Annotated in this window: 9 protein-coding genes and 1 pseudogene; 6 read left to right on the top strand and 4 right to left on the bottom strand. The window is 45.0% G+C overall.

Going from position 1 to position 12582, the window contains the following annotated elements:
* Positions 1-181: 181 nt before the first annotated feature.
* The gene (gene ppc / locus CF596_RS10100) at positions 182-2866 is read right to left on the bottom strand and encodes a phosphoenolpyruvate carboxylase (protein ID WP_096902367.1); all 2685 of its coding nucleotides are present in this window, start codon (positions 2864-2866) and stop codon (positions 182-184) included.
* A gap of 210 nt (positions 2867-3076) precedes the next feature.
* A complete protein-coding gene (locus CF596_RS10095; RefSeq protein WP_096902366.1) occupies positions 3077-3691 on the bottom strand; it encodes a TetR/AcrR family transcriptional regulator in 615 nt (204 codons plus the stop codon).
* Between the two features lie 147 nt (positions 3692-3838).
* On the opposite strand from CF596_RS10095, the gene CF596_RS10090 reads away from it, so the two are divergent.
* The 4 genes from CF596_RS10090 (at position 3839) to dnaJ (ending at position 9873) form a co-directional block, all read left to right on the top strand.
* Complete coding sequence (locus tag CF596_RS10090) at positions 3839-4978, top strand: efflux RND transporter periplasmic adaptor subunit (RefSeq protein ID WP_096902365.1); 1140 nt, start codon at positions 3839-3841, stop codon at positions 4976-4978.
* Positions 4979-4981: 3 nt separating this feature from the next.
* Positions 4982-8116, top strand: a complete 3135-nt coding sequence (locus CF596_RS10085) for an efflux RND transporter permease subunit (RefSeq protein ID WP_096902364.1) — start codon at positions 4982-4984, stop codon at positions 8114-8116.
* 135 nt (positions 8117-8251) lie between these two features.
* Entirely contained in the window at positions 8252-8629 is a 378-nt protein-coding gene (locus tag CF596_RS10080; protein ID WP_096902378.1) for a hypothetical protein, read from the top strand.
* A gap of 128 nt (positions 8630-8757) precedes the next feature.
* Positions 8758-9873, top strand: a complete 1116-nt coding sequence (gene dnaJ, locus CF596_RS10075) for a molecular chaperone DnaJ (protein WP_096902363.1) — start codon at positions 8758-8760, stop codon at positions 9871-9873.
* Positions 9874-10240: 367 nt separating this feature from the next.
* On the opposite strand, the gene CF596_RS10070 is transcribed toward dnaJ, so the two are convergent.
* Positions 10241-10525, bottom strand: a complete 285-nt coding sequence (locus CF596_RS10070) for a hypothetical protein (RefSeq protein ID WP_096902362.1) — start codon at positions 10523-10525, stop codon at positions 10241-10243.
* 282 nt (positions 10526-10807) lie between these two features.
* Here CF596_RS10070 and dapB point away from each other — a divergent pair, with 282 nt between their 5' ends.
* Together dapB and CF596_RS10060 are read left to right on the top strand one after the other, a co-directional pair.
* Positions 10808-11629, top strand: coding sequence for a 4-hydroxy-tetrahydrodipicolinate reductase (gene dapB / locus CF596_RS10065; RefSeq protein WP_096902361.1), 822 nt, complete (start codon positions 10808-10810; stop codon positions 11627-11629).
* A gap of 130 nt (positions 11630-11759) precedes the next feature.
* On the top strand, positions 11760-12404 hold the full coding sequence (locus CF596_RS10060) for an START domain-containing protein (protein WP_096902360.1): 645 nt from the start codon (positions 11760-11762) through the stop codon (positions 12402-12404).
* A 26-nt stretch (positions 12405-12430) separates the two neighbouring features.
* Here CF596_RS10060 and CF596_RS10055 read toward each other — a convergent pair.
* Positions 12431-12582: pseudogene (locus CF596_RS10055) on the bottom strand (IS30 family transposase); the annotation flags it as partial.

Below are 12582 nucleotides of genomic sequence, written 5' to 3'. Positions count from 1 at the left end.
ATTTAATCATAAGCATAATTCAAAGAAGGTAGTACAGAAATCATAAAAAATGCCAGTTATCATTTTTTTTATGATTTTTTAGTGACCCTTTTATACAGTAATCTGCCCATGCCATTTCTAAGTGAGTGCATAAGCCACAAGCAGAGTACATGACTCTGCTTGTTGTGCTATTCGTAGAGGCTTAACCTGTATTGCGTAAGCCTGCTGCAATCCCTGCAATGCTTACCATAAGGGCATGATCGACAGGGGTATGTTCGGCATGTTGTTCTGCCAAATACCGGCGACGACGTTTCATCAACTCTGCCTGTAGCAAATGCAGTGGCAATAAATACGGTTTACGCACCCGCATTGATTGATCTAGCACATCATTGCTGCTGAGCAATTGCGATTCACCTTTGAGGGTCAGTAACGTTGTTACGGCATCACGCAGGCGTTGACGCAGTTGCTCACCGAGTTGTTTCAAGTCTTCGTCATCGGTCAGGTGTGACTCATAATACAATGCAATATTGCTGTCGGCTTTAGACAACACCATTTCTAACATATCAATTAAAGTCTGGAAGTAAGGCCAATCGCTGAGCATTTCATCTAAAGTGGCTTTTTGTCCCTGATCGATTGTTTGGTTAATTGCTGCGCCTGTACCTAACCAAGCAGGCAGCATCAAACGGATTTGCGTCCATGCAAATACCCACGGGATGGCACGTAAGGATTCAATTCCGCCGCTGACTTTACGTTTTGCAGGACGAGAACCGAGCGGCAACATCTGCAATTCTAGTTCTGGCGTAACGGTGCGTAAATATTTCACAAAATGTGGATTTTCACGCACAGTTTGACGGTAGACCTGTACCGAAAGCTCGGTCATGTTATGCATGACCTCGCGCCATTCTGCCTTCGGCACAGGGGGTGGCATTAGCGTCGCTTCTAAGGTGGCAGCGGTATAGACTTCCAGATTTTGCAATGCAACCCCTTCAAGTCCAAATTTAAAACGAATCATTTCGCCTTGTTCGGTAACGCGAATTGCACCTGAAATAGAACCTGGTGGCTGTGAGAACAGCGCTTGTTGAGTCGGTGCGCCACCACGGCTGATAGAACCACCACGACCATGGAATAAGGTTAGCTGCACAGCATGTTGCTGCGCTACCGCAGTCAGTTCTTCCTGAGCGCGGTACTGTGCCCAGTTGGCCGACATGAACCCTGCATCTTTGGCGGAGTCCGAGTAGCCAATCATGACCTCATGTTTGCCCTGAATATGCTGTTTGTACCAATGCATATTAAATAGGGTATTCATGGTCTGGGCAGCCCCATCCAAGTCTTTCAGGGTTTCAAACAGCGGCACCACACGTAAAGGATGCTGAATGCCTGCTTCTTTTTGCAGCAATAACACCGCTAACACATCACTTGGATATTCCGCCATGGAAATAATATACGCGCCCAAGCTTTCCTGCGGTTGCTCAGCCAACGTGCGCATGGTAGCAAACACTTCTTGCACATCGGGATGTTGAATCAGGCTTTGTGCAGGTTCCTGCATGAATTTTGGCAATAACGGACGTTTGCTTTGCAGTTCTTGAAGTAAGAAGTTCTGACGCGCTTGTTCAGTCCAAGTTTCAAAATTGCCCAAACCTAAATATTCGGTAATGGCAGAAATGGCTTGGCGATGACGTCCTGACTCTTGGCGAATATCCAGTTTTAGCAATTCAATACCAAAACAATTCACACGATGTATTAAATCCAGCAATTTGCCGTTCGCAATGTCTGACAATTGGCAAGCCGTCAGCGAGCGATAACACAGCAGTAAAGGCTGTAACAACTCGTCTTTGTTTTTAATCACCAAACTGTCATCAGCATCTTTGCCTTGTAATTTCGCTGCTAACCAGTTGCGGGTGGCTTTTAGGCGTTCACGGGTGTCGCGTAAATATTCACGGTACGGCTCTGCATGGAAATGTCCCAAAGCATCTGCCAATTCTGGGCTGCATTGCTGAATGGAAAGTTCCCAACGCAAGTTTTCAATATCACGTAAATACAGTTCTGCTGCTTTCCAGCGCGATAACCACAACACCTCTTGAGTCACTTTATGGGTGACATTGGGGTTACCATCACGGTCACCGCCCATCCAAGAGGCGAAACGCACAGGCGCAATATTCAGCGGCAGACTTTGCCCACAGTGTTCCTGCACAATGCTGTCTAACTCACGCATGAATTTAGGCACTGCATTCCACAGGGTTTGTTCGATGGTGGTAAAGCCCCATTTGGCTTCATCGACAGGAGTTGGGCGATGTTGGCGAATTTCATCGGTTTGCCAAGCCGAGCTGATGAGCTGTTTTAAATCTGCCAAAACTGCCTGACGTTCACGTGGCGTCAGTTTTTGTTGATCCATTTTAGACAGGCAGTCATTAATATCGTCATATTTTTGAATGAGGGTACGACGGCTGACTTCAGTCGGATGTGCAGTTAAAACCAATTCAATTTTCAGTTCGCAGACTTGTTGATAGAGGGTTTCTGCAGAAATTTGGTTGTCTTTAAACTTGAGGAATAAGTGATCGAGTGGGTTTGGAGAAACAGCATGTTCATCAAATTCGCTTTGGCGACGACTCCGCACCACATGATATTGCTCGGCGATGTTGGCAAAGTTCAAAAAGTGGGTAAAGGCACGGGTGAGTGGTAAGATCTCGTCATCTTCCAGACTTAAAAACAGTTGTTCGAGTTGTTTTTCAGCTTCGGCTTGTCCATCGCGCGCGCCTTTAGATAAAGCACGAATTTGTTCGACCTGATTAAACAAATCTTGTCCTGCGTGTAACTTGAGGGTCTCACCCAATAAGTTGCCAAGTAGGCGTACGTCATCGCGTAGAGGAGCATCAATTTGTTGAATCATTCGTTGTTCTCCATGTTCTGTGTTTTTTACTCTGTTAAGACTATACCCCGATTTAGACACAATCCAAGCGGGCTATCTACAAAAGTTGCATGGATTTTGCGCATCTGAAGTTATAGTGCCAAGCGGCAGTATTTCGCAGAGAAATACAGGGCAGAGTGGCATGCGATTTGGTAAAAAAATTCCGATTTAGATCAACCTTTATTAGCCTGTTCAGCCATAACGTAGCATAAAAATACCCATCGCATCTTCAATAATCTTTTGAGATTGTGCAGCATCAGGCACGGCACGTACACCGAGTAAAACTTCATGGTGACGTAAACCATGTAGTAAAGAAACGATCAATTCAGTTTGTGTTTTAGGTTCATCTGCCTGAATAAATTTTAGTTCTGCTGCTTTGCGAAAGAAGCTTTCCCACATCGCGCGAAGTTTGGCATGTGAGGCATTGTAAAACTGCAATGCCAACGGATTTTGCTCCGAGGCCAGTTCCATCAGCAAGTGTTCTAATTTAATCGCTTCAGGCATGTTGGCCAAGTTCAAGGACAGTTCACAGGCTTGGTATAAAGCCTGCTTAAAATTGCGATGTGCAGTCAAGTCCAAAGGTTGTGCCTTAAGCAGACTTTCACAGGTTTCTTCAATGGCACAGGAAAATAACGTGGCTTTGTCTTGAAAATGATTATACACCGTTAATTTGGTCACGCCTGCTTCACGTGCAATCTGATTCATACTCGAACCATGAAAGCCCAACTTTAAAAACAAGTGTTTTGCCGACATTAAAATACGTTGGCGTTTTTCTAAATCTTTGGGTCGTCCGACATGAATCTGCACATGCTCCTCCTAATTTGCATCAGTACAACTGGAAAATGACGCTTCAGTTTTAATTAATGTACCTAGTGGTATATTAATTAAAAAATAATCAATTTAATATACTGCGTATTCTGCCCTAATAAAAACGTTTAAATAAGAGCACGCTAGATGAACACGACTCAGAATCTCATTGGCAGCCTGATGCTGTTGTGCTGTATCACCCTAATGGGCTGCAGCAAGCAAAAAACCGAGGTTGAACAGGAAGTCCCTTTGGTGATGGTGACTCAGCCCAGCAGTTTACATCTTGAGCAAAAAAGCTATGCAGGCGAGGTGCAAGCACGTCAGCAAACCGCTTTGGCATTTCGGGTTGCAGGGCAAGTTACACAGCGTTTTGCCGATGTCGGAGATCGGGTCAAGGTTGGGCAAGTCTTAGCAACACTGGATGTGCAAGATGCAACATTGCAGCTCAATGCCGCGCGTGCGCAACTGGAAAGTGCACAATCTGCTGCAAAAATTGCCAGTGATGAATTGCAGCGTTTTCAGCAATTGTTACCCATGAACGCAGTCAGCCGCTCGCAATATGATGCAGTCAAAAACCAGTATCAACATGCCATGGCGCAGTTGAAACAGGCGCAGTCTAATTATGCGGTTAGCAGTAATCAAACCGATTATAACCAGTTACGTGCCACAAAAAATGGCGTGATTACTGAACGCAATATTGAAGTTGGGCAGGTTTTAGCGGCAGGGCAGGTCGCTTATCAATTGGCGATTGATGGAGAACGTGAAGTCGTGATTGGTGTGCCTGAACAAGCAGTGGCTGAAATTCGGGTCGGGCAAGAGGCAACGGTGAGTTTATGGTCACAACCTGATAGCCGTTTTACTGGTACGGTTCGAGAAATTTCCCCTGCGGCAGATCAGTCACGTACTTTTAAAGTCAAAGTGGCTTTACGCGAAGGCAATGCACAGATTCAATTGGGGCAAAGTGCGCGGGTATTTCTGACTCGCCAAGCCAATCAGGGTTTATATGTGCCTTTATCTAGCGTATCGGCAACTGGGCAACAAGCTTTTGTTTTGGTCTTGCAGGCCGATTCAACCGTTCGCCAAACTCCTGTTACCTTGGGCGCTTATGGACGGGACAGCGTGCCTGTACTCAGTGGCTTGCAGGCGCAAGATTATGTGGTAATGGGTGGGGTACATTTACTGCGTGATCGACAAAAAATCCGCCCAATTAACCGTGACAATCAAGCTGTACAGGCGGTCAATCCAACAGCTCAGGCAGCTCCTGCTGCTACACAGACGGAGCGTTAAAATATGAATTTTAACTTATCCGAATGGGCGTTAAAAAATAAAGGTTTAGTGGTCTACTTGATGCTGTTGTTGGGCATTGTCGGCTTTTTTTCCTATTCTAAATTGGCACAAAGTGAAGATCCGCCGTTTACCTTTAAAGTGATGGTGATTCAAACCTATTGGCCAGGAGCGAGTGCCAAAGAGGTATCCTTACAAGTCACGGACCGTATTGAAAAAGAATTGATGAGCACGGGCGATTATGAACGTATCATGGCCTATTCGCGTCCGGGCGAGTCCATGGTGACTTTTATTGCCAAAGATTCCATGCGTTCCAGCCAAATTCCAGATGTTTGGTACAAGGTGCGTAAAAAGGTCAATGACATCCGCCATGAATTGCCACAAGGCGTACAAGGCCCATTTTTTAATGATGAATTTGGCGACACTTTTGGCAATATTTATGTGTTGACAGGCGCAGACTATGACTATGCCACCCTCAAAGAATATGCCGACCGTTTGCAACTACAATTGCAGCGGGTCAAAGATGTGGCCAAAGTCAATTTGGTGGGTTTACAAGATCAAAAAATCTGGATTGAGTTATCTAATACCAAAGCCGCGCAACTCGGTATTCCTGTTAGCGCGATTCAGCAAGCCTTACAACAACAAAACAGCATGGCAAGCGCAGGTTTTTTTGAAACCCATTCAGACCGTATTCAGGTCCGTGTAAGCGGTGCATTGCACAGTGTTGATGAGCTGAAACAAATGCCACTGTTGGTGAATGGCACCACCATTCAACTGGGCGATGTTGCTGAGGTCTATCGTGGGTTTAGCGAGCCTGCCCAACCACGTATGCGCTTTATGGGCGAAAACGGGATTGGCATTGCGGTGTCGATGCGTAAAGGCGGGGATATTCTAGCTTTGGGAGAAAATCTGGAAACAGAATTTGCTCGTTTGCAAAAAACCTTGCCTTTAGGCATGCAGCTGCAAAAAGTGTCTGATCAGCCTGTAGCGGTAAAACACAGCGTCAATGAATTTATGAAAGTCTTGGCTGAGGCGGTGATTATCGTGCTTTTGGTCAGCTTCTTTTCACTGGGTTTTCGTACTGGCTTGGTGGTGGCATTTTCCATTCCACTGGTTTTGGCGATGACGTTTGCTGGTATGCATTTGTTTGATGTCGGACTGCACAAAATTTCACTCGGTGCGCTTATTCTAGCGCTCGGATTGTTGGTGGATGATGCCATTATCGCCATTGAAATGATGGCAATTAAGATGGAGCAGGGTTATAGCCGCTTGCAAGCGGCAGGCCATGCGTGGCGAACGACTGCTTTTCCTATGCTAACTGGGACATTAATTACCGCAGCAGGTTTTTTACCGATTGCCACAGCAGCCTCAAGTACAGGGGAATACACCCGTTCAATTTTCCAAGTGGTGACCATTGCTTTGGTGGTGTCATGGTTTGCTGCCGTGCTGTTTGTGCCTTATCTGGGCGATAAATTATTGCCAGATTTTCAGCGTCATGCACAGCGAGCGCCGTGGTATCAACGTCTTTGGGCGCGTTTACGCAAACAAGCTGAGCCGCAGCCTGTGCTACAGCCAACAGGTGAATTACACGACCCATATCAAACCCGTTTTTATCAAATGTTTCGTGGTTGGGTCAATACCTGTGTGCGCTATCGTAAAACCGTCATTGCAAGCACAGTTGCTATATTTGTACTGTCAATTGCGATGTTTAAATTGGTACCGCAGCAATTCTTTCCGCCTTCCAATCGGGCAGAAATTTTAGTCGATTTAAAACTTGAAGAAGGTGCATCCTTAACAGCCACAGAAGCAGCCGTTAAAAAAGTTGAAAAATTTTTGGCACAACAACAAGGTATCGACAATTATGTGGCCTATGTCGGCACAGGTTCACCGCGTTTTTATTTGCCGCTAGATCAGCAATTGCCGCAAGCCAGTTTTGCCCAATTTGTAGTGTTGGCATCTTCCTTAGAAGACCGCAATGAAATTCGTCGTAATTTATCTGAGCAAATTCGCTTGTTATTGCCAGAAGTGCGTACTCGCGTGTCGTTATTGGAAAATGGCCCGCCTGTGGGTTATCCATTGCAATTCCGTGTATCAGGCGAAGACTTGGCGCAAGTGCGACAATGGGCGCAGCAAGTCGCAGCCACCATCAGTGCCAATCCAAACAGTACCAATGTGCATTTAGATTGGGGCGAGCCGAGCAAAGTCATTCAATTGCAGATTGATCAAGACCGTGCCCGTCAAATGGGAGTGTCTAGTCTAGATTTGGCTAACTTCCTCAATAGCTCTATCAGTGGCGCGGCTATTAACCAGTATCGTGAAAAACGTGAACTGATTGAAATTCGTTTACGTGGCAATCAAACTGAGCGCTTAGATGTCGCATCTTTAAGCAGTTTGGCTGTACCGACTTCACGTGGAACATCGGTGCCGTTGGCGCAAATTGCACACATTGAATACCGTTTTGAAGAGGGTTTAATTTGGCATCGTAACCGCTTGCCGACCATTACCGTACGTGGCGATATTCGTAGCAATCTGCAACCTGCAACGGTGGTGGCAGAATTATCTGAACCGATGGCAGCCTTGCGTGAAAAATTACCAAGTGGCTATTTAATTGAAGTCGGCGGTACAGTTGAAGAGTCGGCACGTGGGCAAAAGTCAGTCAATGCAGGCATGCCATTTTTCCTTGCGGTGGTGATGACCTTGTTAATGATTCAGCTGCGTAGCATGTCACGTGCGTTCATTGTATTTTTGACTGCACCGCTCGGCATTATTGGCGTGGTTTTGTTTCTGTTGCTGTTTAACAAACCTTTTGGTTTTGTGGCGATGCTTGGTACGATTGCCTTATCGGGTATGATCATGCGCAATTCCCTGATTTTAATTGATCAGATTGAGCAAGATATTCGGGCAGGAGAGTCGCAGTGGGATGCGATTATTAACGCCACGGTACGCCGTTGTCGTCCAATTGTACTGACCGCTTTGGCGGCAGTATTGGCCATGATTCCACTTTCCCGCAGTATTTTCTTTGGCCCGATGGCTGTGGCGATTATGGGCGGATTAATTGTCGCGACCTTATTAACTCTGTTCTTTTTACCTGCGTTATACGCCCAGTGGTTTAAAGTGAAAAAAAATCCACATAATCTGTAAAAGTGACATAATAACGGGTGCGAAACTTGGAAAATTTCAATATAGTAGCACCTTATATTTTTCAGCCTTAGCATACGTTACAGCATGCGCCAGATTAAAAAATAAAGTATGGCACAGATGGGGTTAAATCACATTATGAAGCAAGATAACTTGTTAAAGTTTCGCCGTTCCATTGCGATCTCTTACGTGTTTATGTTTTTTGCTTTATTTACTGTGGTGAGTGGCGCGTTGGCATATTGGTATGCCCGTAAAGTGATTGTGGTCGATAGCACCGAAGTCTGGTTACAGGCGCAGGCCTTATGGGTCATGCGTAATGTGTTGATTTATACGGTATTGGCACTGTTTGCTGCACTGTGGTTTATTCCATTGGCATTCTTTCCTTGGGATGCCTTTTTATGGGTCAAAGCTTGCACCGTGGCAGGTGTAGTCTTTGCCGTGATTGCCTTCTTGTTTTTAATCAATGCTTGGATTAAAGGGCTATCCAAATTTTTGAAAAATAAAGCCGTATTCTAAGGGCTTTTCGCTTGTATTCAGCATGCAGCTAAAATTTTTAGCAGTTTTCCCTTGTAAAACTCAGTTTTACCCCCATTTTACACATCAGTTCAGTTTTAATTAGAATTCCGTGAGGAGCATCGCCAGACATGGCTAAACGTGATTATTATGAGGTTTTGGGTGTCGCCAAAACAGCTAGTGATGATGAAATAAAAAAAGCCTACCGTAAGTTGGCGATGAAATATCATCCGGACCGCAACCCAGACAACACAGAAGCTGAAGAGAAATTTAAAGAAGCTGCGGAAGCTTATGAAGTTTTATCGGATGCCGAAAAACGCAGCATGTATGACCGCATGGGGCATAATGCCTTTGAAGGCGGTATGGGCGGCGGTGGTGGCTTTAGTGGTGGTTTTAGTGCAGAAGACATCTTTAGCCAGTTCGGTGATATTTTCGGTGGTGCATTCGGTGGCGGTGGTCGTGGTCAGCAACGTGCACGTCGTGGTTCAGACTTACGCTATGTGCTGGAACTCACGCTTGAAGAAGCAGTAAAAGGCGTCAAGAAAACCATCACCTTTACAGCACCTGCGCCTTGTGACGCTTGTGATGGTAAAGGCTCAGAAAATCCAAATGATGTTGAAACCTGTCCAACCTGTCATGGTGCGGGTCAAGTACGCATGCAGCAAGGTTTCTTCTCGGTACAGCAAACTTGTAGCACTTGTCGTGGTCAGGGCAAAATCATCAAGAATCCATGTAAAAAATGTCATGGTTCGGGGGTGTCAGACCGTCAACAAACTCTTGAAGTGACCATTCCTGCAGGGGTGGACAATGGCGACCGCGTACGCTTAACGGGTAAAGGTGAGGCGATTCGTGATGGTCAATCGGGTGATTTATACGTAGAAGTGGTGGTGCGCGAGCACGAAATCTTCCAGCGTGATGGTGCCGATCTATATATGGATGTACCTATCAACATTGCCGATGCTGCTTTAGGTAAGGAAATTGAAATTCCGACCCTAGATGGTCGCGTGAGCCTGAAAGTACCTGAGGGAACACAGACGGGTAAATTGTTCCGTTTGCGTGGTAAAGGGGTAAAACCTGTGCGTAGCAGTATGCAGGGCGATTTACTCTGCCGTATTGTGGTGGAAACACCTGTGAATCTAACCGCACGTCAGCGTGAATTGTTAAAAGAATTACAGACGACGATGGAAGGTGAGGGCAGTCAGTCATCACCAAAGAAGAAGTCTTTCTTTGATCGTTTGTTTGATTAAGTTGGTTTTTTGCCGTGTGCAGTCATGTGGCATATTATTTGAAATTTAGTTGATGATTTTTTCAGTATTCAAATAATAGACACGGCGGAGTCTTATCTTTTTTAATCCAATTTTTGGAGCTCAAATGCTACTTTTCTTTCGGGAAAAGTAGCCAAAACCATCTGTCATCCGCAAAACTCGTCCAATGTCGTCAATAAACGGTATAATTGCAGAAACATTAACTTTTTGATGTAGTCCTGCCTCGAACAGTTGCGGATGACCTTTCCGTGTATCTAATATTTATTAGAACTCAAAAAAATACCAGTCTGTTAATGAGCTGGTATTTTTTTGGTACGCTTGGTGCTTTTTTGTTATGCACCTTACAAGCTTATTCGACTTCAGGTACATCAATCTCTAAAACATCCACCATTTCAGTCGTTGCTGTTTCAACGGTAGTTTGTGGTTGAACGGTTGCAACAACCCCATGTTCTGTTGCAGCTTGTTCTAGTTCAGGTGTATCAACTTCAACCGCAAGCGGTTCTTGTAGTGTCACGCTAATACGGACTTTAGACAGGCTTTCTAGCGTATCACCTTCTTGAAGTGCAGGCTCTGCAAATACGGATGCTGTACTCATACCTAACAATAATGCCAATACCATGTTCTTCGAATGCATGTAAATCCCCTTTAATTTGTGCAGTTGTTATCATTCGTGCAGGCTAGTCTGCGCATACAAGTTTGCAAATTTGTGAAATAAAATAAAAAATGAGTATTTTCAGATAAATTTTTAGCATCGCTTCGTTAAAAGTTTACCTGAGGTATTTAAAGTGACCATCAGCAGCCCAGTCAAAGTTGCTTTCCGATGAAAATAAACCCATAAACTTGGCTGACAAACTTAGTCTAGGCAGCGAGTTTTGATATAGTAAGCACAATTTAGAATCTATTTTAGGAATATGCTATGTCAGCAACTCCACGCATTGGTGTATTAGGCGCAGGCGGCCGTATGGGACGCATCTTAATTCAAGCCGTTCAAGAAGCAGGCTACCAATTGGCAGCCGCAGTCGAACGCCCAGAAAGCAGTCTCTTGGGGGCAGATGCAGGAGAGCTGGCAGGTGTGGGTACACTCGGTGTGAAAGTCGTGGGCAGCCTAGAACAAGTATTGGCTGACTGCGATGTCGTAATCGACTTTACCGCACCCGCCGCGACTGCACAGCACTTAAAGCTTTGCCGTGAAGCAGGCGTAGCGATTGTGATTGGCACCACAGGCATGAATGATGAACAAAAAGCGCTTTTAGAAGAATCGGCTCAACAGACGCCAGTGGTGTATGCCGCCAATTATTCAGTTGGGGTAAACGTATCCATTAAACTGTTGGAATTGGCAGCCAAAGTTTTTGGTGATACTGTTGATATTGAAGTGATTGAAGCGCATCATCGTCATAAAGTCGATGCACCATCAGGCACGGCATTGATGATGGGCGAGGCCATTGCAGCAACCTTAGGTCGTGATTTAAAACACGATGCTGTTTACTGCCGCGAAGGACACACAGGGCCACGTGAACGTAAAAGCATTGGTTTCCAAACCATTCGCGGTGGCGATATTGTAGGTGAACATACCGCAATGTTTATTGCCGATGGCGAGCGTGTGGAAATTACCCACAAAGCCACCAACCGCATGAATTTTGCTGCAGGTGCCGTGCGTGCTGCAGCGTGGGTGGTGGGACGCGAAGCGCGTAAATACGATATGAAAGATGTACTTGGATTTAACGATATTCAGGTTTAAAACTGCGCAGTAATACGAAATAGATAAAATTGCTTGAACAATTTTCAATCTGCCGCTAAAACTAGGGTCTGATGTCATGGATGATGACGCATCAGACCCCACACAAAACTAAAATAAGATGCACACGACAATGAAAAAAATTCTGCCAATTCTTGGCATGATCGCCTGTAGCTGTATCACGCATGCACAAAGCCTTGAACATGCCAAACTCAGTATTCATAAAAACAATATTAAAGTCTGGACCTTTCAACAGCAGTCTAGCCCTGTGTTTTTGTATAAGGCCGAAACCACCTTCAATGTACCTTTAGAAAAAGCCGCTGCCTTAATTTTAGATGTCGATCATGCCGGGAAATGGGTGCCTTATGTGGGCAGTGTCAAAGTCTTGTCACGCGATGACCAAAAAGGTGAGTTCTTGCTATATATGGTGCTGGATTTTCCTTTTCCGCTAAAAGATCGTGATTTGGTGGTCAAAGGCAAAATGAGTAAAGATGCGCAAGGAATGATTAGTATTCAAAATAAAGCGATTGAGGGTGGCTATCCATTGAACCCAGATTATGTGCGTATTCAGGACTACGAAGGCGACTGGACCTTTCAGAAACTGGGCAATCACAAAGTCAAAGTCAGTACCTATGGCTACGCCAACCCTGAAGGCTCGATTCCTTTAAGCTTTGTGAATATGTTTGTGCAGCAGCAACCGTATCAAATGCTGCAAAAAATGAAAATTGAATTAAGCAAAAGCGGTAGTTTTAAGGCATTGCCTGAAATTTTGCGTTAAATGGTTGAGTTAATTAAAGGGCGGATTCAAGCGGCAAGTGCAACAGTATAAAAACCAGCCATAACTTCACTCGGTGTATACCAACCTAGTGTTTTTCTAGGATAATGGTTGAGTGCAAATTCTATCTGCTCTATTTGTTCGTTTGACACGTCATCAAACGATGATGATTTTGGCAGAT

Origin of the sequence: Acinetobacter sp. YT-02, assembly GCF_002412355.1 — a bacterium.
GTDB lineage: Bacteria > Pseudomonadota > Gammaproteobacteria > Pseudomonadales > Moraxellaceae > Acinetobacter > Acinetobacter towneri.
Note: the sequence above shows the minus strand (reverse complement) of the source record. Positions and strands in the feature narration are given on the sequence as shown.

Excerpts from the sequence above, each read along its gene's own strand:
- ppc (WP_096902367.1), bottom strand. The coding sequence starts at position 2,866 with ATGATTCAACAAATTGATGCTCCTCTACGCGATGACGTACGCCTACTT.
- CF596_RS10090 (WP_096902365.1), top strand. The coding sequence starts at position 3,839 with ATGAACACGACTCAGAATCTCATTGGCAGCCTGATGCTGTTGTGCTGT.
- CF596_RS10085 (WP_096902364.1), top strand. The coding sequence starts at position 4,982 with ATGAATTTTAACTTATCCGAATGGGCGTTAAAAAATAAAGGTTTAGTG.
- CF596_RS10080 (WP_096902378.1), top strand. The coding sequence starts at position 8,252 with ATGAAGCAAGATAACTTGTTAAAGTTTCGCCGTTCCATTGCGATCTCT.
- dnaJ (WP_096902363.1), top strand. The coding sequence starts at position 8,758 with ATGGCTAAACGTGATTATTATGAGGTTTTGGGTGTCGCCAAAACAGCT.
- CF596_RS10070 (WP_096902362.1), bottom strand. The coding sequence starts at position 10,525 with ATGCATTCGAAGAACATGGTATTGGCATTATTGTTAGGTATGAGTACA.
- dapB (WP_096902361.1), top strand. The coding sequence starts at position 10,808 with ATGTCAGCAACTCCACGCATTGGTGTATTAGGCGCAGGCGGCCGTATG.
- CF596_RS10060 (WP_096902360.1), top strand. The coding sequence starts at position 11,760 with ATGAAAAAAATTCTGCCAATTCTTGGCATGATCGCCTGTAGCTGTATC.